Genomic DNA, 20,911 nt, shown 5'->3' with positions numbered 1-20,911 from the left:
AAGTCTCCGAAATACTAGGCGGCGATTTCAAACGCGGCGCGGACGAGCCGGGCCGTATAGTCCGTTTTTGGATTGGTCAGCACCTCGCTGACGGGCCCTTCTTCGACGATCTTGCCGAACTGCATGACCATCACCCGATGGCAAAGGGCGCGGACGACCTTGAGGTCGTGCGAGATGAAGACGTAGGAGAGACCCTTCTCGTCCTGCAGCTTGCGCAGGAGTGCTATGATCTGGGCCTGTACCGAAAGGTCGAGCGCGGAGGTCGGCTCGTCCAACAGGATGAATTCGGGTTCGAGCGCGATGGCGCGCGCGATCGCGATGCGCTGGCGCTGGCCGCCCGAAAATTCGTGCGGGAAGCGGTTGAGGATGGTGTCGGGCATCCCCGCGTCAACCAGCGCCTGCCGCACGCGATTGACGCGCTCCCTGGTATTGGCGCCGATCCCATTGACGATCAGCCCCTCCTCGATGATCTGGCGGATCGACATGCGCGGGTTCAATGAGGCGAACGGGTCCTGGAACACGACCTGCATGCGCGAGCGCAAGGGCCGCATGGCCTTGCGGTCGCGCGTATGGATCGGCTCGCCGTCGAAGAAGATCTCGCCGCCCTGATTGCCGATCAGCCGAATGAGCGCCTGCCCGAACGTTGTCTTGCCCGATCCGCTCTCGCCCACAAGCCCGAGCGTTTCGTGGCGTTGGAGCTTGATGTCGAGATTGTCGACGGCAACGAGGTCGAAATAGTCGGGCTTGAAGAACCCGCCGCGCTTCAAGGTAAACGACACCCGCACATCCTTGCCCTCGAGCACGGTATCGTGCGCCCCGACAAGCGGATTGGCCACGCCCTTGGGTTCGGACGCCAGCAGGTGCCGCGTATAGGCATGCTGCGGATTGGCAAAAAGCGCTTCGGTCTCGTTGTGCTCCTGCACCGCCCCGTTCTGCATCACATAGACGTATTCGGAGAATTGCCGGACGATCGTCAGATCGTGCGTGATCAGGATCACCGCCATGCCGTAGCGGTCCTTCAAATCCTTGATCAGGTGCAAAATCTGCGCCTGCACCGTGACGTCCAGCGCCGTCGTGGGCTCGTCGGCGATCAGCACCTCGGGGCGGTTGGCGAGCGCCATGGCGATCATTACGCGCTGGCGCTGCCCGCCCGAGAGCTGGTGCGGGTACTGTTTTAGCCGCGCTGCCGGCTCGGGGATCTGAACCTCCTCGAGCAGTTCGCGCGCCCGGTCCATCGCCTCCTTGCGCGACATCTTGTTGTGCAGATGCAGGATCTCGCAGAGCTGCTGGCCGATGGTATAGACCGGGTTCAAGGAGCTCATCGGCTCCTGGAAGATCATCGCGACGTCGTTGCCCCGGAGCTTGCGCATGTCCTTGTCGCTCATGGCGACGATGTCCTGCCCCTTCAATGTGATCTGCGTCCCCGGCAGGATCGTCGCGCGCTTGGTCAGAAGCCGCATCACAGTCCGCGCGGTCACCGATTTGCCCGATCCGGATTCCCCCACAAGCGCGATGGTCTCGCCTTTATGGAGCTGGAAGGAGACGTCCTTGACCGCATGCACGGTCCCGCCCTCGACCTTGAAGTCGACAGCGACGTTGCGCGCGTCGAGGATCAGTTCGCGGCCGTGCGTGCCGATATCGTGCCGTTCGGAGGGTGCAAGAGTATCCTGGGTCATATCGCAGTCCTCCTCAATACGGGTCGATGGCATCGCGCAGGCCGTCGCCGAGCGCGTTGAAGGCGAAAACGGTGATCAGCACGAACACCACGGGGGAGAGAATCCATGGGTACGAGCCGATCACCGAAAAGGTGCCGGTATCCTGGAGCATCAGCCCCCAGGAGATGAGCGGCGGTTTCACGGCAAAGCCCAGAAAGCCCAGGAAGCTTTCGAGCAGCACGACTGTGGGTATGGCGATGGTCACCGCGACGATCACATGCGAAAGCACGTTGGGCAGGATATGCCGCAAGATGATGCGCAGATCGCCCGAACCCACCGCGATCGCCGCGCGCACATATTCGATCCGCGCGAGCGCAAGCGTCTTGGAGCGGACCTCGCGGCTCAACTGCGCCCAGCCGATGGCGGCCATCACCCCGATGACGAAAGCGATGAAGATGTTTGTCGGCGCCGTCACGGGGATCAGCGAGGTCAGCGCCAGATAGAGCGGCAATTGTGGGAAGGCGAGTACGAACTCGACGAACCGCTGCAGCCAGGTGTCGAACGTGCCACCGATATAGCCCGAGGTGATACCCACAAGGGTGCCGACAACGGTGGTGATCGTCACCACCGCCAACGCGATCATCAGCGAGATGCGCGAGCCGACGATGCCGCGCGAGAGAATATCGCGCCCGAACTTGTCGGTCCCCAGAAAGTGGATCGGCCGGCCGTCCGCGGTTCCCAGGAAATGGATATTGGCGGGGATCAGCCAGAAAATCCGGTATTCATATCCCTGGACAAAGAGCCTGACCGGGGTCGGGTCATCCAATACCGGCCCGGTCAGGGGTTGGAAGGTGATGGGATCGAATTCGCCGGTTTCCCCGATGGGATAAACGTGGGGAATGAGGCTGAAATTGCCCTCGGGATCCTGGAACGCGATCATGTCGGGCGGCGCGAACGGCAGTTCGGACCGTTTGGGATCCATGGGAGCGAAAAAATCCGCGAAAACCGCCATAACCAGCAACACGATAACGAGAACGAGGCCGATCATGCCCATGGTCGAGCGCCGGAAGCGCCGCCAGACGAGCTTGGCATAGCCTTCATTGCCGTGCGCGAAACGGTCCTCGAGCGTATCGATGTCTTCGGCGATCTGCGGTCCGGGAGCGGCGCCGATGCCGGCGTCGGACGGGAGCGGCGGGGTGGTGTGATGCTTGACGTCAGTCATTTTTCTCCCCTCCGAGACGGATACGGGGATCGAGAAGGGCCAGCAGGATGTCGGCGATGATGTTGCCGATGATCAGCGTCGTGGCGAGCACCAGCATGAAGGTCGCGGTGACGAAGACGTCGCCCACACCCATCGAGCCGACGATGGCCGGGCCGACGGTCGCAAGTCCGAAGACAATGGCGACCTCGATTTCGCCGGTGAGCATATAGGGCATCACGACGCCCTGATAGGCGACCAGCGGGTGGAGCGCGTTGGGCACCGCGTGCCGCATGATGACAGTTCCCTCGGGCAACCCCTTGGCGCGCGCGGTTTCGACATATTGCGCGTTCAGAACGTCCAGCAGATTGGCGCGCATCACGCGCATGTTGTAGGCGAGCCCGCCAAAGGTCGCGATGAGGACGACCGGCCAGACATGCTGGACGAGGTTCACGAACTTGTCCCAACTCCATGGCGCGCCGCCGTAGCGCGCGGAAAAGAACATGCCCACTTCCGAGACGTTCAATCGGAAGACGAGGATGTAGAGAATGATGATCGCCAGGAGGAAGCGCGGGATCGTCATGCCAAGGAACGAGAAGAACCCCAGAAGCGTATCGACCCAGCTATATTGGCGGGTGGCCGCGACGATCCCGAGCGTGATGCCGAAAATCGACGCAAGAATGTGACAGGTCAGCGCCAGAATGATGGTCGCGGGCAAACGCTCGGCCACCACGTCGCCGACGGGCTTGTTGTAGTAAAGGCTGTGGCCGAAATCGAAGCGCGTCACGATGCCGGTGATCCAGCGGAAATACTGGACGATGAGCGGATCGTTGAGCCCGTTGGCCTCGCGATAGGCCTCGGCCTGCGCCTCGGCCTGTTCGGCGGTCGCGCCACCCTGGTTCATGAGCATTGAGCGGATGTAGTCGCCATAGTCGCCCGGGGGGGCCTGAATGATGGCAAAGGTGACGACGCTCAGAAGCAGGAGAAGCGGTATCGCTCCCAATATTCTGGCAGCCAGAAAGCGAAACATGTCCGAGGCCTCTATTCAGTAGCGAGACAGGGGAACGGATCCCCCTGTCTCTGGTCAGGGAGGAACTAGGAAACCGGCCCGTTGCCGCCCGGAGCGTCGGGCAGCGTCTGCGGGTGAAGCTCATGACCGGGCTGGGCGTCCGCCGGCACGTACACGCGCTCGCGGATGATGCTGTCTTCAGCCCAGTTGAACATGAAGATCGGTGCTCCTTCGGGGATATTTGCGAAGCGCTTGTTGATGATCAGCGCGCCCGGATATTGGGTCAGCCCCACCGAATAGACGTTTTCGGTGAAAATGCGCTGATACTCGCGCATCAGTTCGGCACGTTCTTCGGCGTCACTGGAAGCCACGAACGCGTTGACGATGTCGACGAGTTCCTCTTCGAACGGCAGCAGGTCGAGCGTGCCGTCCTCGCCGGCGCGGTGGAACTGATGGTTCCGCGGTCCGGTCGGGGCCAGATCGACCGTACCCTGGACAACCGATACATATTCCGCGCCCTGCCGGACGACCGACCAGTCGAACTGACCGGAATCGGCCATGTCGTCGCGGGCATTGGCGGACTGGAAGTTCGCAATGGCCCGTATGCCCAACGGCTCCATCATGGCGATAACGCCCTCGGCGAGGTTGGTATCGGTCGCATAGTCGGTATTGGCGAGAACGGTGATCTCGACATCCTGACCGCCAGCGGTGCCTTCGGGGAAGTTTCGAACCCCATTGCCGTCGGTATCGATCAGGCCGATTTCATCCAGAAGCGCATTCGCTGTCTCGAGGCTGTGCTCAAAATAGGCTGTCGAGTCCGCGTCGTAATAGGTCGTGCCGGCATAAAGCCCGCCCGGATAAATGGCAGTGAACGGACCGCGCACGAGGGATTCGCCGAGACGCTGCCGGTCGATTGCGATCGTTATCGCCTTGCGGAAGTCAAGGTTGCGATTGAGTTCACGAACCGCCTGCTCCCGCTCGTCGGGATTGCCCCAGCCATTGCCGGACATGTTCATCTGCAAGGCATAGCCGATGGTCCGGGCGCCGAACTGCAGGCGGGCCGGCGCATCTTCATCAGCCGAGCGCCGCAAGGCCTCGACATAGCTTTCGGCCTGTTCGAGGTTGGAGAAGTCGCCCGAGCCGGCAACCGCCTGAACGTCGCGGTCGGCCCAGGTCGAGAGGCGGTAATGCATCTCGTCGAGATAGGGCAACTGGTTCCCTTGCTCGTCGACCTTCCAGTAGTAGGGATTGCGCCGCATCACGATGATGTCGTTGGGGCGATATTCGACCGGAACCCATGCACCCATGACCGGCATATTGAGATATTCGGGCGGGAACGCGTTTTTGTATTCCTCATAGGTGTTGTCCGAATAGTTCGGATGTTCGGGCTTGAGGACATGGCTCGGGCCAGGACAGAAGGTGCCATAGGCCATCTGGTAGAGGTATTGGGTGGGGAACGCTTCTTCGAAGGTCCACTTGATCGTGTATTCGTCGATGGCTTCGAGCGTCGTTCCCGCCCCGAAGCTCTCGGGGGTCGCACCGTTGAGGGGCGAGACGTTCGGGTCGAGGACGTTGTCCTCCCAGTAGAACATGATGTCTTCAGAGTCGAACGGATCGCCGTCGGACCATTTGGCGCCTTCGATCAGATGCATGGTCAGTTCATGCCCATCCTCGGACCATTCCCAGCTCTTTGCGAGGTTGGGGAGCGGTTCGAGTTCCTCGGCGCGGACCATGAACAAGGGGCCGGTGCGGGTGAGACATTCGGACAGCCCGATGTCGATGCCGCCCCAGCCCTGCGACTGGCCGCCGATATAGTTCCAGCCCTCTGGCCGGCCGCCGATGACGTGGCGCATGACGTCGCCATACTCGCCGATCCCGTCGGGCATGTTCGCCGTCTTGTAGACCAGCGGTTCGACGGGAAGGCGCTCCTCGACCGGCGGTAGCCTGCCTTCGTTGACGAAGTTCTCGGTGATCCAGGACGGCTCGGAATAGCTGTCGAGCGCGCGGTATTCGAAAATGTCGGACACACCGACGAAGTTCGGCTCGCTCTGGGCCGCGAATTCCGGCGGTGGTGGCGGGGTCGTCGGTTCGACCGACTGGGCATAAACGGCAAAGGCCGAAATCCCCATAAGCAGGCTTGCCCCGGTAAGGGCGATCGGATGCTTTCGCATAACTCCTCCCAATCCATACGATTGATGGGCGCCGGGATCTCCTCGGTCCCAACGCTACACCACGAGATGGTAGGGCTTGCAAAAAGTATGACAATTCGTATTCTGAAACAGTTCTTCCGGATTTTAAAGAATTCTACAATGACAGCGATTACACCCTCGGCACCGCGCACGGCCAAATCGCCTCCCTCTGCACCCGTTCCCCGGCCGGACCGCAAGTTCTACGCGCACAGCCGCGCCTTCGGGCGCTTCGGCATCCGCTGGTTCGATCCGCAGATCATGCCCCGCGAGCACTGGCACGGGCATATCGAGTTCAACTGGCTCACCGAGGGCCAAATGGATTACCTTGTCGATGAACGGCCCGTCACGGTTCCCTCCGGCCGGCTGATCATGTTTTGGGCCGGCATTCCCCACCAGACCGTTTCCCTCGACCGTGGGCCGTCGGCGGGAGCACGCCAGTGCAATATTTATCTCTCGCTCGATGCCTTTCTCTATATGCCGAACCTGGGCACCCTCACCGAAACCATGATGGGTGGCGGCGTCATCATGCTGCCAGAGGACGCCGTCGATACGCCGCTGCTCGAACGATGGTACGGGGACTACCGCAGCGGCAATGCCGAGCGGACGGATATTCTCAAGTCGGAAATCGCGAGCATGCTGCGCCGCACGGCAATGGTGGGCTGGGATACGCTGCTCGATCCCTGGATCGAGCCCGATGCCAAAGGCACCCGCACCGGCACGCCCCTGCGCTACGTGGTGGCGATGGTGCGGCACATCCTCGAGAACCTCTCCGAGCCCCTGACGAGCAAGGACGTCGCCGAGGTGGTCGGGCTGCACCCGAACTACGCGCTCAATCTCTTCACGAGCGTGATGGGCATCGCGATGCAGAAGTTCGTCATCCGCATGCGGCTCATCCGCGCGCGCTCGCTGCTTTTCGCCAACTCGATGTCGATCGCCAACGTTGCCTATGAATCCGGCTTTTCCTCGCAAAGCCAGTTCTACGCGCATTTCCGCTCGGCCTACGGCATGACCCCGCGCGAAATGCAGAAGAGCCTCGCGATGAGCGGCTACGTGCCGGGCAGCGAGAAGATGTACTAGGCTGGCCTACCCGTCGACCCGCCGCGCCTTCAAGGCAAGGACCTTGCGCGCGAGGTTCCAGAGTGCCGGCGTCTGCTTGATGGTTCGCTTTGCCTGCCGCGCCGCGCGCAGCATCGGTGCCGCCATTTGCCCGCACAACGATACCGGTACGACGCTGTCGTAAACCGTGTAGCGGGACGTCCATTCGGTTTTGTACTCGAAATCCCCGAGCCCCATATCGAACGTTGTTATGCCCTCGGCGCGCAATTCATCGACCAGCAGCGAGAGCGTCACGCCCATGAGCGTATATTTGGCGGCCTGCCCGTCGGTGGTCGAATTGATGTATTGGGAATAGTGTTTCCCCGAATAAACCCCGATGCTCGTCGCGACCACAGTCTCGCCGGCGTAAAGCGCGTGATAGCGCAGCACGGGCGTTCCGCGTTCGATGCCGGTGCGCGCGGCGGTCTTGAACAGCGTCGCAAATTGCGGACGCGCGAAAATGTTCTCGACGCCCATCTGCTTGAAGCGCTTGCCGCGTTGCGCGACGAAAACGTCGTGGAGCGCCGCGATCTCTTCCTCGCTCGTAGCGTGCCGCAACTGCAGCTCCCCGAAACCCTCCTGGAGCCGGCGCATCGAACGCCGGATGTTGGTGCGGCGCTTATGGGGCAGGACCTTGTCGATATAGGACCCCTCTGCCTCCTCGAAGGCGCACCAGTAGAAATGATCGGGTGCGGGGGCGTGCGGGAAGGCGAGCAGCGGGTTGGGCTGGTCGGGCTCGTGTGCGAACAGGCAATGGAAGTTGACGATATCGACGCCTGCGCCGGTCTTGCCGAGGACCTTGAGCGCGGCCCTGATCGCGCGCGGGGTCATCTTCTCGGCATAGGCGGGATCGAAGACGAGGCTGTCGCCGTTGGAGATCTCCATGCCGATGACCTGGCCGACCCGCACGCCGAAACGCGACCCGATGGCCAGCGGCAGCAAGGCCACCGGCCGGCCGTTGTCCGTCCAGACGATCACGCGGATCCTGGCCTCGGGGGAAAACCCCGTGGCCTGGTAGGCATTAATCCAGTCGAAGGTCTGGTAGGGCGTCAGGACCGCCCGCGTCTCGAGTTCGCGCCAGATCGGTTCGACCGCCTCGAGCGTGTCGAAAACCGCGACGTCCAGTCCCTCGACCGCGTCGATCGTGAAGCCGGCTGCTGCCGTCTGCTCGTAAGCCGCCTGCATGGCCATTGATTGCACCTGTCCGTTCGAACCGGAATTGCCGCACCGCAAAATTGAATCGCGGGCGCATCCTGGACGACAAATGCTAGGGAAAGCTGAAAACAGCTGTATGAACCACGGGCAAACCGGCCCTTGTGGTTAACAAAAGCCCAAGCGCGGGCGCAACGACCCGCCGAGCGCACGCCGGGCGGGCCTTGCATGCCTTGCCGGGCGCGGGGCCCGGCCGGCGGCGGTCAGCCGTTCACGACCTCGACGAGTTCGACGTCGAACACCAGGTCCTTGCCCGCGAGCGGGTGGTTGGCGTCGACCGTCACCTCTTCGGCGTTCGAATTGACGACCGTAAGGGTCATCGCGCGGCCGTCCGCGCCGGTTGCCTGCAGGCGTGCGCCGGGGGAAACGTCCACGCCTTCAGGGATGCGCTCGCGCGGCACCGTCTGGACGCCCTCGGCCCGATGTTGGCCATAGGCCTCGTCGGCGGGGATCGTCACGGTTGCTGATTCGCCCTCGTTCATGCCCTGCACCTGGTTGTCGAGGCCCGTAATGATCTGGCCCGACCCGAGCTGGAACTCGAGCGGCTCGCGGCCCGCCGAGGAATCGAACTCGGTCCCGTCGGTCAACCGGCCGGTATAGTGGATACGCACAGTGTCCCCGTGCTTAGCCTGGGTCATGCTGTGTCCTTTATGTGCTTGCGTTTGTTTTGGGACCGGCACAGCGCGCTTCGCGCACGCCAGAACGGGCCGGTTCCCGCGAAAGTCCGCAATGGCACCTTGGAGGCGCCAGCGCGGACGATACCTCTGACTGTAAGCCTCAGAATATAGATGTAAACCGTCAGAGCGCCTTAAGTTCCCTGCTTCCAGACCCGGTCGGCAGCAATTTTCCCGCCCCCGAGCGTGACAAGCGCCAGCGCCATGGCTGCCCAGGGCAGGTGAAAATTCGCCCAACCGTCGGGCACCGTGAGCTGGATGACCGCCGTCATCAGCAGGATCCCCAGCGCCGAGAACCGCGTAAAGAGCCCCAGCACCAACAGGATCGGCAGGACGATTTCGGCAATCGCGGTCACCCACGCCATCAGCCCGGGAAACGGATAGGCATAGGCCGCCCCGAAGATATGGAGCTTGAAGTGCTGCGCAAAGAGCAGCCGCGCGGACGCCGAGAGGTCCAGGAACCCGTCCCACTTGGTCAGCCCCGAGCGGAAAAACGGCACCGCGAGCGCGACGCGCAATGCAAGAAGCGACAGCGAGAGCGGGATGGCACCCAAAAGCGCGTCGGCGCGCTGGACGAGCCCGATAAGCCCCGGGCGGAAAGAATGAACTGCGGTCATCGTCTTGTCTGCTCCCTTGAAATGGCGCCGAATGCGCCAAGGCCGATCAGCCCGACAAGCGCGCGCCCGGCGTCGAAACCCGCCGCTGCGGCTCCTGTGAGGCTCGCGTCGTTGATCGTAAACCCGGCAAAAAGCGCGGCGGCAAAGTCCGCGTCGATGGCGGGGATCACCGTCACCCGCACCTCGGCCCCGGGGCGCGCAACGAGCACGGTTTGCCCTGCTTTTTCGGCGAGCCTGCCCACCGCATCGCCCTGATGCGCCGCCCATATGGCGCCCACCGGAAAAGACGAGCGGACAAGGCGCGCCGCCGGGTGTGGTTCGAGCCGTGCGGCCGCCAGCGCGTCCGGCGCGATCCGGGCGACATCGGACAGCCCCAGCGGCGGCGCATCGGCGGCGTGGTAGCTCTGCGTCCATGCGTATTCCAGCCGCGCCACGTCGGGCAGATACGGCAGCCCCGCCGCGGGCTCGAACCCGGCGATGAAATCGGGAAAGCTGTCGCCATAAAAGAGCATGACCGGCGAAGCGGGTTTTGTCTTTCCCACATAGACCCGCGCCATGGCCTTGAAGAATTCGTCCCCGACCAGCCGCCGCGTGACGGGAAACCCTTTCGCGAGCGCCTCGACGAGGCTCACATGCACGTTGTTGCGGTAAACGGCGAAGCGCAGCGGGTCGGGCGCGCCGCGCGCCGAGGTGACCCCTGCCGGCAACGCCCGCGCCGGGTCCGCGAGCGCGGCGGCGAACGCGTCCTGGGAGACTGCCGCACTCATTGCGCAGCTTTCACATCTGGCCCGGCGGCCGCATCGAGCGCGGCCTGCGCGCGCCGGGATTCAGCATAAAGGGTATCGAAGTCGGGCACATCGTTGTCCCATTCGACAAGCACCGGTTTGGGACCCGTCCGCTTGAGCGTGAAGACGAACAGCTCGAACACATCGGGCCGGATCGCCGACCCGTGCGCGTCGATCAGAAGCCGCTCCCCCGCACTGTCCTGGGTCTCGTCGTAGCCCGCAAGGTGGATCTCCCCCACCTCGTCGATGGGATAGGCCTCGATATAGGCATAGGGGTCGCGCTTGTGGTTGACCGCGGAGACCATGACGTTGTTGACGTCGAGCAGCAGCCCGCATCCCGTCCGCTGGGCAATCGCCGCCATGAAGTCGATCTCGTCGATGGTGCTTTCCTCGAAAAGCACATAGGTCGAGGGATTTTCGAGCAGCATCCTGACCCCGAGCGCGTCCTGCACCTCGCTCACATGAGCGCAGACCTGATCGAGCGTCGCCTGCGTATAGGGCAGCGGCAGGAGATCGTTGAAATAGCCCGAATCGTGGGTCGACCACGCCAGATGCTCGGAAAACGAGGCGGGGCTGTATTTTTCAATAAGGAACCGCAGCCGCTTGAGGTGCTCTTTATCGAGCGGGTTTTCCCCGCCGATCGAGAGCCCCACGCCATGGAGCGACAGCGGATAATGCGCGCTGATCGCCTCGAGGTAATGATGGGGCGGCCCGCCCGCGCCCATGTAGTTTTCTGCGTGGACCTCGAAGAACCCCAGTTCGGGCTTGTGTTCGAGGATCTGCGCGTAGTGTTCAGGCTTCAATCCAAGCCCTGCCCTATGGGGCAAGGGTGCTGAAAGCGGCATGATCCGTCCCTCCGACGAAGATGTTGGCAGGGTGGGGCCACGCGGATACGCCCCGCAGCTCCACCCTTCGAAACCGGGCCTTAGGCCGGCAGGTCGCGGTCGAGCGGTTCGAGGCTGCCCATGCGGCCGCCGTCGAGTTCCATGGTCTCGCAGGTGCCGGCGGGCACGTATTTCCAGGCATTACCCTGGTAGTCGACGGTGGAGGTACCGGCGCAGGTCGTGCCGGGGCCGGCGGCACAGTCGTTCTGACCGGCCATCGCCACGCCGTAGCACTGCACCATATCGCCTTCCATGGCATCAGAGGACATCGAATCCTGCGCGACGGCCGAACCGGCGCCGATGGCGGCGGCCAGCGACGTTGCCAGGGCGAGCGAGGTAATGTGACGGTTCATGAGGTCTCTTCCTTTGACTGCATTTGACGTTTGTCGATGAGTGGCCACCGGCGAAGTCCGGCGCCATACCCGCCATTTCGAAACCCGCCGCCGTTTGTTACGGCACGCTTTCGCGCGTCACGGGCTTGTGATTGCCTTGTGAATGGGGTTTCGTCGATTTTGCACGCCGCCGCGTAACATCGGTTGGGACGCGAACGAATTGAGGAGTGGTGGTGACGCCGCAAAAGGACAAAGAGCTGGCCGCACGCATGCGTGCGGCAATAGCCGGGGACACGACGGGGTATGACCAGCTCCTGCGCGACATCGCAGGGCTGGTGCGTGGCCTGGTCGCCCGCAAGCTCGGGCCCGGATCGGCGGTCGATGCCGAGGATATTGTGCAGGAAACGCTCTTGGCGGTGCATCTCAAACGTCATACATGGCGTCCGGAAGCGCCGATCCTGCCCTGGATTTACGCCATCGCGCGCTACAAGGTCATCGATGCCTTCCGGCGGCGCGGGCAAAGGATCAGCCTCGATATCGACGCCTTCGCAGACGTTTTGGCCGCCGAGGAATCCGAAACCGCCAGCGAGCGCGATATCGAACGCGCGCTGGCGAGCCTTTCGGAGGGCCAGCGGCGGGTCGTTGCCGCCATCAGCGTCGAGGGCCGCTCGATATCCGAGACGGCAAACGCGCTGGGAATGAAAGAAACCGCGGTCCGCGTGGCGCTCCACAGGGGGCTGGCGGCTATCGCGGCGAAGTTTGGAAAGACGAGTTGATGAAGACCGAGGATCTCATCGCTGCCCTGGCTGCCGACGCGCCCCGGACGGGGCCGCGCCTCGATACCGTATGGGCCGTCGCGCTTGCCTGCGCGGGCGTGTTGGCGACCGCGGTCTTTTTCGGCACCATCGGCCCGCGCGCGGATTTCTGGAGCGCGGCGCAGACGGTCCGTTTCGACTTCAAGTTCGTTCTGACCGGCGTTCTGGCGGTTACGAGCTTCCTTATGCTCCGCGCCCTCGCCGTTCCTGGCGCCAACCGCCCGCACTGGAGCGTCCTCGCCCTGGCGCCCGCGCTCGGCATCGGCGCGGTCCTCCTCGAGCTGTTCGTTCTCCCTGCCGGCGCCTGGCAAATGGCGCAGACGGGCAAGAACGCGCTCGTCTGCCTCACCTACATCCCGCTCATCGGCCTCGCCCCCGTCGGGGCGCTCATCCTCGCCCTGCGCCGCGGCGCCCCCACGCGCCCGGCGCTCGCGGGCGGGATCGCCGGGCTCCTGGCCGGCGGCATCGCCGCAACGCTCTATGCCGCCCACTGCACGGACGATTCCCCGCTGTTCGTCATGACGTGGTATCCGATCGCGATTGCAATGCTGGTGGCGCTGGGCGCGATCCTAGGGCGGATTTTCGCGCGCTGGTAGCCGTTCACCCCGGCATCGGCGCATACGTTTTCGCGCTCAATTCCAGAAACGCTTCGACCGGTGCGGAAACCGGCCCTTTCTTCCGCCGCGCGATCAGCAATTGCCGCTTCGCCCAATCCTCCCCCAGCGGGGCGTAAACAAGATCGGTTCCCGCCAGCAGGTGGATCGAGGAATTGCGCAGGAACCCGATTCCGAACCCCGCCTCGACCATGCGCACCATGGCTGGAAAGCCTTCGACGTTCACCCGCCCGTGCAGCGGTTGCCCCGCCTTCTGCGCCGCGTCGTTCAAAAGCCGGTAGAGCGCTCCTGTATGATGCACGCGCACCACTTCATGCGCGACGGTTTCGGCGAACCGCAGCGACTTGCGCGTCCCCATCCGCGCGGCGAGCGGATGATCGGGCGAGGCGATCACCCAGACGTGGTCGTCCTCGAAGGGCGAAACGTCGAAGCGCGAAAAATCGTAGCTGTCCACCACGATGGCGAGATCCACCTGCGCGTCCTCGAGCGCCGAAAGCGACGCCCGTGCAGCCATTTCCTTGATTTCAAGCGCCACGCCGGGATTGGCGCGGGTATATTCGGCCAGAAGCTCGGGCAACCGCCCCGAAAGCGCAGAGGAGGACGAGGCGATCTGCAATTCCCCTGCCTTGCCGTCGGCATAACCGCCCATCGCGGTTTCGAGGTCCGCGATCTCCCGGAAGATCCGCCGGCACCCCTGCGCATACTCCTCTCCCGCCGCCGTCGGCGTCACCCCGAAGGCCGAGCGGTCGAACAGCACGACCTCGAGCCGCGCCTCGAGATCGGCAATGCGGCGCGAAATCGCCGACGGCGCAATTCCCTCATGCTCGGCAGCCCTGGCAATCGACCCGTCGCGCGCGAGAGCCAGGACGAGGCGGGCGGTGACGGGGTCGAAATGGGACATGGGGGCGGCGTTCCGAATCTCGGTGAGATGCCGGACTATAGCCCGATTGGTGTCGGGGTCGCTATCTCAGGCAGTCTGGCGCGCGGTTTGCGGCGCATCGCCCAGCACCGCGCCTCTTTGCGCCACCGCAGCGCCAATGGCGATGATCGTCGGCTGGCTGAAATCGACATTGATCGCGCCGTCCCGCAGTTGGGCGAGCGTACCGAAGGCCACGGTTTGCTCCGGCCGCGAGACCGAGGACGCCACAATGAGCGGCGTCGATAACGCCAACCCGGCCTCCGCCAGCTTCCCGGCCAACTCCCGCGAGGTCCGCCCGGCCATATAATAGACATGCGTCGTCGCCGGATCGGCCAAGGCGGTCCAATCGAGATTGCCCGGCAGCCTGCCGTTGCGCGCGTGGCCGGTGACGAACCGCACCGACTGTGCGTGGTCGCGATGGGTGAGCGAAATGCCAAGCTGTGCCGCAAGCGCAAAAGCCGTGCTGATCCCTGGCACCACCTCGAGGGGGATATCTGCCGCCTCGAGCGCGGCAATCTCCTCGCCCGCACGCCCGAAGATCATCGGGTCGCCGGACTTCAGGCGCACGACATTGCGCCCCTGCCGCGCGAGCGAGAGCATCATGGCGTTGATGTCGTCCTGCTTGCAGCTTTGGCGCCCGCCACGTTTGCCAACGAGAATGCGCTTGGCCTCGCGCCGGGCAAGTTCGAGGACGTCGTCGGAGACCAGATCGTCAAAGAGGATCACGTCCGCCGCCTGCAGCGCGCGCACCGCCTTGATGGTGAGGTATTCCGCATCTCCCGGCCCCGCTCCGACGAGCGTCACCCGGCCTGCGGGCGCCGATTGGGCTTTTTCGATCCAGCCTTCGGGAGAGTTATCCCCGGGGTCCGCGCGGAAGGCATAATCGGAGAGCCGTTCCCAGAACGCGCGCCGTTCGGCGCCGGGGGCGAGCGCTTCGGTGACGCGGGCGCGGACCGTCTGGGCGAGTTGCGCCCAGGCCGCCAGCGTTTTGGGCAGAAGCGTCTCGATCCGGCGCCGGACGGCCTGCCCCAGGATCGGCGCGGCACCATTTGTCGAAATGCCGACGACGACCGGCGAGCGGTTGACGATGGAGCCGAACTGAAACTGGCAGAAGGCGGGCTTGTCGATCACGTTGACCGGCACGCTTTCGGCAAAAGCGCGATCGACGAAGCCCTGCGCCTCCTCCTCCCCGCAATCGCCGACCGCAAGCGCCATAATCGACCAGTCAGCGTCCTCCCACGATGAATCGTGAAGCGCGACAACGCCCGCGTCTGCGAGTTCGCGCATGTCATCGATTGTTTCATTGTCGTCAGCGAAAACGTGCACCTTCGCGCCCGCCGCAGCGAGCAGTTCGGCTTTCCACGCCGCCGCCTCGGAACCACCGGCGACGAGCACAGATTTACCCTTGAGCGTAAAGAAGACAGGCAGACAGGCGAGTTCGCCCATCCGGCGTCGGTCATTCGGCTGCCTGGAGACGATGCGCATCGATGATTCTCCTGATTTCCGTACGGCAAGAGCCGCAATTGGTCCCCGCCTTGAGCGCCGCTCCGACAGCATCCACCGTCGTCGCCTCACCCGACGCGGCAAGCGCCGCGATCTGGTTGGCGCCCACCCCGAAACACGAACACACAAGCGGCCCGGGATCGGGCCTGTCCGCCCCCGGACGCCCGGAAAGCACGGCGTTTCGGGCCATCGGCATGTCGTGGGTCTCGGTCAGCTGCGCGGTCGCCCATTGGCGTGAAACGAGCACCGGATCGGGCGATAGCCACAGCGCGAAAACCAGCCGGGGCCCGGCAAACCCGGCAAGGCTGGCGCGTCCGGATTTGGCGTCCGCAAACGAGAGAACGTCGAGGCCAGCGGTGTCGCCAAAGAGCGCAGCGGCAAGGGCCGCGGCATCGTCGACAGGTTCGAAAAGCGCCAGTTCCGTACGCCATCCGCCCTCGGCGCGGGCCGCCGCCCAGTAGTCCGCACCATCGCAATCGGGCCGTTCGGCGGACACCGCGAACCCGTAAAGCGCGACCTTGGCCGGATAGAGACTCACGGCGCTCATCTTGAGCCCAGGCTGCCCGGAAACCGGGTCGGTCAGGGGCCTAACGAGCGCGTTCACACGCCCTTCGGAGGAGTAGGCGCCGGTCCAGTGCATGGGCGCAAAGACCGTGCCGGGCCTCTGGCGGTCGGTCACCTGGGCCCGCACGATGGCGCGCCCGAGCGCGTTTTCGAGCTGGACGAGCGTTGCGCCGCGAATGCCCAGATGATCGGCGTCGCTGGGATGGATCTCAACGAATGGCTCGGCGTAATGGCCTGAAAGCCTTGGCGTATTCCCGGTGCGCGTCATCGTGTGCCAATGATCGCGCACGCGCCCGGTATTAAGGATCACCTGCCCCGGGGCTGTCGATTTTGGCGGCGGTGGCTGGGTGGCGACGAAGCGCGCGCGCCGGTCGGGGGTGAAGAACCCGCCGTCCGAAAAGTGCCGGGAAACGGGCGCCGAACCGGCCCGGACCGGCCACTGAACGGGAGCCAGCGTTTCGTAGTCCATCTCCACCAGACCGGAGATGTCGAAGTCGCGCGTTCCGTCGTTCTCGAAGCCCGAGAGCGCGGCGTGCTCGGCGAAGATTTCCGCGGGCGATGTAAAGGCGAACGCCTCGCCGAAACCGAGCCGCTTGGCGACCTCGCAAATGATCCACCAGTCGGGCCGCGCGTCGCCCGGATGAGCTAAAAACGCCCGTTGGCGCGAGATGCGACGTTCGGAATTCGTGACCGTCCCGGCCTTCTCGCCCCACCCGGAGGCAGGCAGGAAGATATCGGCGCAGCGCGCGGTGTCAGTGGTCGCATACATGTCCGAAACGATAACCGTATGGCACCCCAAAAGGGCTTCGCGGGCCTTGTCGGCATCGGGCATCGAAACCACCGGATTGGTGGCCATGATCCAGACCGCCCTGACCTTTTTTTCCTGAAGCGCCGCGAAAAGCTCGACGGCCTTAAGGCCTTGTTTTCGCGCAATATTCGGAGCACCCCAAAAGCGTTCGACGATGTCGGCCTTGTCGAAATCCATGTGTGCGGCCAGCATGTTGGCGAGCCCGCCCACCTCGCGCCCGCCCATCGCGTTGGGCTGGCCGGTGATCGAGAACGGCCCCATTCCCGGGCGCCCGATCCGACCCGTCGCAAGGTGGCAATTGATGATGGCATTGGCCTTGTCAGTGCCCGAAACCGACTGGTTCACGCCCTGCGAGAAGATCGTGACGACATTTTCGGTACCGGCAAAAACGTCAAAGAACATAGCGACATCGGCGGTCGAAAGCCCCGTGGCCTCGGCGACGCGGGCGATCGTCCAGGGTTCGGCCATCTCAAGCGCGGTATCGAACCCCGTGGTGTGCTTTTCGACAAACCGCCCATCAACTGCATTGGCCGCCGCGAGGTGCGCGAGAAGGCCCGAAAACAAGGCCACATCGCCATCATTCGCGATCGGCAGATGCAAGTCGGCCTGCTCAGCGGCGTTGGTACGGCGGGGATCGATAACGACGATGCGCATATCGGGCCGGGCTTCCTTGGCCGCAAGAATGCGCTGGTAGAGGACAGGGTGGCACCAGGCGAGGTTGGAGCCGACGAGAACGAGGAGATCCGCCTGTTCGAAATCCTCGTAGCAGCCGGGGACCGTGTCGGACCCGAAAGCGCGCTTGTGACCGGCGACCGAGGAGGCCATGCACAGGCGCGAGTTGGTGTCGATATTGGCTGTGCCGATGAAGCCCTTCATCAGCTTGTTGGCGACGTAATAGTCCTCGGTCAGCAACTGGCCCGAGCCATAAAGTCCAACAGCATCAGGGCCGTATTGGGAAATCACACCCTGAAGCCGGTCGGCCACCGCGTCGAGCGCCGTGTCCCAATCGACCTCGGTCCCATCGACCATGGGCCGCAACTGCCGGCCCTCGAGCGAGAGCGTCTCGCCAAGCGCGGAGCCCTTCGAGCACAGCCGTCCGAAATTGGCCGGATGATCCGGATCGCCCGCGATTTTTACGGAGCCATCGGATTGAGGAGTCGCGAGGACCCCGCAGCCGACGCCGCAATAGGGGCAGGTGGTCCGGATCGTCTCGCCCGCCATGGCTTACTCCGCCGCGACCGCGAGCAGGATATTCGCGTCCATGAAGATTTTCTCGCCATCGAGCCTGAGCGCAAAGGTGCGCACCGCGCCTTCATCCGCGCCCTGGGCTTCGCCGGTTTCGAGCGAGAACACCCAGTTGTGCAGGGGACACGTCACCTGTGCGCCGTGGACGATGCCCTGCGACAGCGGACCGCCCTTGTGCGGACACTGGTCGTCGATTGCGAACACCTCGTCGGTTGCAGTGCGGAACACCGCGATCTTGCCAAGGGGGGTTTTGACGCAGCGGGCGCCGCGCCGGGGAATGTCGGAAAGCTTACCGATTTCGACCCAATCATTCATTCGCTTTACTCCGCTGCCTGGGGCATGCCGAACTCGGCCATGGCGGCGAATTCGTGGGCGTCCTTGCCATTGACCCGCTCTTCCCACGGATCGACCTGCGCGAACTTTTGGGAGTAAACGAAGCGCTCGTAGTAGTAGCGGCGCTTTTCGGTATCCTCGACGATATTGGCCTTGATCGAGTCCGAACCCACGCGCCTGGCCCATTTATAGATCCGCTCAAGGTATCGGCCCTGCTCGCGATAAAGCTGGACGAGGGCAACGATGATCTCCATCGCCTCATCCTCGGTCTTGGCGTGACAGAGAACCTCAGTGCCCTTGATGTCGAGGCCCGCGGCCCCGGCGAAGTGGATTTCGTAGCCCGAATCCACGCACACGACGCCAACGTCCTTGCAGGTGGCTTCCGCGCAATTGCGCGGACAGCCCGAGACCGCCATCTTGACTTTGGCCGGGGTCCAGGCGCCCCACATGAACTTTTCGATGCGAACACCCAACCCGGTGGAGTCCTGCGTGCCGAAGCGGCACCAGTCCGAGCCGACGCAGGTCTTCACCGTACGCAGGCCTTTGGCATAGGCGGCGCCAGAGACCATGCCGGCAGCGTTCAGGTCCGCCCAAACGCCCGGGAGGTCTTCTTTCTTGACGCCGAGCAGGTCGATGCGCTGGCCGCCGGTGACCTTGACGGTCGGGATGTTGAACTTGTCCGCGACGTCGGCGATGGCGCGCAGTTCCCTGGGGTTGGTGAGCCCACCGAACATGCGCGGGACGACCGAGTAGGTACCGTCCTTCTGTATGTTGGCGTGGACGCGCTCGTTGATGAAACGGGACTGGTTGTCGTCCTCGTATTCACCCGGCCAGGTGGCCACGAGATAGTAGTTCAAGGCCGGACGGCACTTGGCGCAGCCGCAGGAGGTCTTCCATTCGAGTTCCTGCATCACCGCCGGGATGGATTTGAGCTCCTTGGCAACGATCAGGCGGCGAACCTCATCGTGGCCAAGCTCGGTGCACGGGCACATGGGCTGGATGGCAGCAGGGTTATAGGCATCCCCGAGCGTGGCCATGAGGAGCTTTTCGACAAGCCCTGTGCACGAGCCGCACGAGGCCGAAGCCTTGGTGTGCGCCCGGACGTCATCGAGGCTGGTCAGACCCTTTTCCGCGATCGCGCCGGTGATCGTGGATTTGCATACGCCGTTACAGCCACAGATTTCCGCATCATCCGGCAAGGCTGCAACGGCCGCCGTAGGGTCCAGTTGGGCACCCCCCTGATAGGCTTGGCCAAAGATAAGCGTGTCGCGCATTTCCGTAATCGGTTCGGCGCGCTTCAAGAGATCGAAGAACCACGCGCCATCTCCGGTCTCGCCGTAGAGCACGGCGCCGACAATCTTGTCTTCCTTTAGGACCACGCGCTTATAGACGCCCGCTGCGGCGTCGCGGAGCACGATCTCCTCGCGATCCTCGGCTTCGGCGAAATCGCCTGCCGAGTAGAGGTTTACGCCGGTGACCTTCAACTGGGTCGCGGTCTGAACCGGCTTGAACGCTGCCTCGGCACCCGTCAGCGTCTTTGCAGCGACTTTGGCCATATCGTAGAGGGGCGCAACAAGGCCATAGACCATACCGTTGTGTTCGACGCATTCACCGAGCGCGAGGATATCCGGATCCGATGTTTGCATGGCGTCGTCGACGACGATACCGCGCTCCACCGCAATCCCGGCGTCGGTGGCGATGCGTGTTTCGGGCCGGATGCCGACGGCCATAACCACGAGATCCGCGTCGTAGACGGTGCCGTCCTCCAACAGCACCGCCTCGACGCGCTCCTCCCCGAGTATGGCTTTGGTCTGCGCCTTGCAGTGGATCTTGATGCCGCGGCTTTCGAGTTCTTTTTCCAGCAGGTAACCGGCAGCAGGATCGAGCTGGCGCTCCATCAGATGGCCCATCAGGTGCAGGACAACGACGTCCATGCCGCGATTGTTGAGTGCGGCGGCAGCTTCGAGCCCCAGCAGCCCGCCGCCGATGACGACGGCCTTGGCGCCGGGCTTTTCCGCCGCCGCGACCATATTGTTGACGTCGTCGAGGTCACGGAAAGCCATAACGCCCGGCAGGTCCTTGCCCGCAATCGGAATGATGAAGGGTGCCGATCCGGTGGCAATCACCAGCTTGTCATAGGGCGTTTCGACGCCATCGGCGAACACCGTCTTGGCGTTGCGGTCGATCTTGGTGACCGTCTTGCCGAACTGGCAATTGACGCCGTGTTCGGCGTACCAGTTCGCATCGTGGGTGACGATTTCCTCATAGGTCTTCTCACCCGCAAGCACAGGGGAAAGCATGATGCGGTTGTAATTGCCGCGGGGTTCCGCGCCAAAGAGGGTAACGTCGTAGGCGCCGGGATCGGCGTCAAAGAGGTGCTCGAGCATGCGGCCTGAGGCCATGCCGGCACCGATGACAACGAGTTTCTCAGTCATGGGATCAACTCTCTTAGGGTGAGGG

The 20,911-nt window shown here is 63.6% G+C and carries 18 protein-coding genes; 3 read left to right on the top strand and 15 right to left on the bottom strand.

Annotated elements, in window-relative coordinates; translation table 11 throughout:
* Window positions 1–14: 14 nt before the first annotated feature.
* The 4 genes from LSG43_RS03960 to LSG43_RS03945 form a co-directional block, all read right to left on the bottom strand.
* The gene (locus LSG43_RS03960; protein WP_231801463.1) at window positions 15–1,676 is read right to left on the bottom strand and encodes an ABC transporter ATP-binding protein; all 1,662 of its coding nucleotides are present in this window, start codon (window positions 1,674–1,676) and stop codon (window positions 15–17) included.
* Window positions 1,677–1,689: 13 nt separating this feature from the next.
* Window positions 1,690–2,877 (bottom strand): ABC transporter permease, encoded by a 1,188-nt coding sequence (locus tag LSG43_RS03955; protein WP_231801461.1) that lies wholly within the window; start codon window positions 2,875–2,877, stop codon window positions 1,690–1,692.
* Window positions 2,870–3,883 carry an ABC transporter permease gene (locus LSG43_RS03950; RefSeq protein WP_231801459.1) on the bottom strand — a complete coding sequence of 338 codons (1,014 nt, stop codon included), beginning with the start codon at window positions 3,881–3,883 and terminating at the stop codon, window positions 2,870–2,872. The genes LSG43_RS03955 and LSG43_RS03950 overlap by 8 nt, the downstream gene beginning before the upstream one ends.
* A gap of 65 nt (window positions 3,884–3,948) precedes the next feature.
* Complete coding sequence (locus tag LSG43_RS03945; RefSeq protein WP_231801458.1) at window positions 3,949–6,033, bottom strand: ABC transporter substrate-binding protein; 2,085 nt, start codon at window positions 6,031–6,033, stop codon at window positions 3,949–3,951.
* A gap of 138 nt (window positions 6,034–6,171) precedes the next feature.
* Between LSG43_RS03945 and LSG43_RS03940 the strand changes: the two genes are divergently transcribed.
* A complete protein-coding gene (locus LSG43_RS03940; protein WP_231801456.1) occupies window positions 6,172–7,128 on the top strand; it encodes a helix-turn-helix domain-containing protein in 957 nt (318 codons plus the stop codon).
* Window positions 7,129–7,134: 6 nt separating this feature from the next.
* On the opposite strand, the gene LSG43_RS03935 is transcribed toward LSG43_RS03940, so the two are convergent.
* The 6 genes from LSG43_RS03935 to LSG43_RS03910 all read right to left on the bottom strand — a co-directional run bounded on the left by LSG43_RS03935 (window position 7,135) and on the right by LSG43_RS03910 (window position 11,671).
* Window positions 7,135–8,337, bottom strand: a complete 1,203-nt coding sequence (locus LSG43_RS03935; protein WP_231801455.1) for a GNAT family N-acetyltransferase — start codon at window positions 8,335–8,337, stop codon at window positions 7,135–7,137.
* Between the two features lie 224 nt (window positions 8,338–8,561).
* Entirely contained in the window at window positions 8,562–8,996 is a 435-nt protein-coding gene (locus tag LSG43_RS03930; RefSeq protein ID WP_231801454.1) for an FKBP-type peptidyl-prolyl cis-trans isomerase, read from the bottom strand.
* A gap of 170 nt (window positions 8,997–9,166) precedes the next feature.
* Window positions 9,167–9,649: a DoxX family protein gene (locus LSG43_RS03925; RefSeq protein ID WP_231801453.1), complete on the bottom strand. Its 483-nt coding sequence runs from the start codon at window positions 9,647–9,649 to the stop codon at window positions 9,167–9,169.
* Entirely contained in the window at window positions 9,646–10,416 is a 771-nt protein-coding gene (locus LSG43_RS03920; protein WP_231801452.1) for an HvfC/BufC N-terminal domain-containing protein, read from the bottom strand. Before LSG43_RS03920 ends, LSG43_RS03925 begins: the two co-directional genes overlap by 4 nt.
* Window positions 10,413–11,279 (bottom strand): MNIO family bufferin maturase, encoded by an 867-nt coding sequence (bufB, locus tag LSG43_RS03915; RefSeq protein WP_231801451.1) that lies wholly within the window; start codon window positions 11,277–11,279, stop codon window positions 10,413–10,415. The genes LSG43_RS03920 and bufB overlap by 4 nt, the downstream gene beginning before the upstream one ends.
* Before the next feature lie 80 nt (window positions 11,280–11,359).
* Window positions 11,360–11,671 (bottom strand): BufA1 family periplasmic bufferin-type metallophore, encoded by a 312-nt coding sequence (locus LSG43_RS03910; protein ID WP_231801450.1) that lies wholly within the window; start codon window positions 11,669–11,671, stop codon window positions 11,360–11,362.
* A gap of 212 nt (window positions 11,672–11,883) precedes the next feature.
* On the opposite strand from LSG43_RS03910, the gene LSG43_RS03905 reads away from it, so the two are divergent.
* Together LSG43_RS03905 and LSG43_RS03900 are read left to right on the top strand one after the other, a co-directional pair.
* The gene (locus LSG43_RS03905; RefSeq protein WP_231801449.1) at window positions 11,884–12,426 is read left to right on the top strand and encodes a sigma-70 family RNA polymerase sigma factor; all 543 of its coding nucleotides are present in this window, start codon (window positions 11,884–11,886) and stop codon (window positions 12,424–12,426) included.
* On the top strand, window positions 12,426–13,061 hold the full coding sequence (locus LSG43_RS03900; protein ID WP_231801448.1) for an NrsF family protein: 636 nt from the start codon (window positions 12,426–12,428) through the stop codon (window positions 13,059–13,061). The genes LSG43_RS03905 and LSG43_RS03900 overlap by 1 nt, the downstream gene beginning before the upstream one ends.
* Window positions 13,062–13,065: 4 nt before the next feature.
* Here the strand turns inward: LSG43_RS03900 and LSG43_RS03895 are convergent, their stop codons facing one another.
* The 5 genes from LSG43_RS03895 to nirB all read right to left on the bottom strand — a co-directional run bounded on the left by LSG43_RS03895 (window position 13,066) and on the right by nirB (window position 20,886).
* Window positions 13,066–13,980, bottom strand: coding sequence for a LysR family transcriptional regulator (locus tag LSG43_RS03895; RefSeq protein ID WP_231801447.1), 915 nt, complete (start codon window positions 13,978–13,980; stop codon window positions 13,066–13,068).
* A gap of 66 nt (window positions 13,981–14,046) precedes the next feature.
* Window positions 14,047–15,483: a siroheme synthase CysG gene (cysG, locus tag LSG43_RS03890; protein ID WP_231801446.1), complete on the bottom strand. Its 1,437-nt coding sequence runs from the start codon at window positions 15,481–15,483 to the stop codon at window positions 14,047–14,049.
* The gene (locus LSG43_RS03885) at window positions 15,455–18,094 is read right to left on the bottom strand and encodes a nitrate reductase (protein ID WP_231801444.1); all 2,640 of its coding nucleotides are present in this window, start codon (window positions 18,092–18,094) and stop codon (window positions 15,455–15,457) included. Before LSG43_RS03885 ends, cysG begins: the two co-directional genes overlap by 29 nt.
* A 3-nt stretch (window positions 18,095–18,097) precedes the next feature.
* Window positions 18,098–18,433: a nitrite reductase small subunit NirD gene (gene nirD, locus LSG43_RS03880; protein ID WP_231801442.1), complete on the bottom strand. Its 336-nt coding sequence runs from the start codon at window positions 18,431–18,433 to the stop codon at window positions 18,098–18,100.
* 5 nt (window positions 18,434–18,438) lie between these two features.
* Window positions 18,439–20,886, bottom strand: coding sequence for a nitrite reductase large subunit NirB (gene nirB / locus LSG43_RS03875; protein WP_231801440.1), 2,448 nt, complete (start codon window positions 20,884–20,886; stop codon window positions 18,439–18,441).
* Window positions 20,887–20,911: the final 25 nt, after the last annotated feature.

It is taken from the genome of Pelagibacterium xiamenense (assembly GCF_021166475.1).
In the GTDB taxonomy this organism is placed as follows: domain Bacteria; phylum Pseudomonadota; class Alphaproteobacteria; order Rhizobiales; family Devosiaceae; genus Pelagibacterium; species Pelagibacterium xiamenense.
The sequence above is the reverse complement of the archived record's forward strand: the minus strand, read 5'-3'. Positions and strand labels throughout refer to the sequence as shown.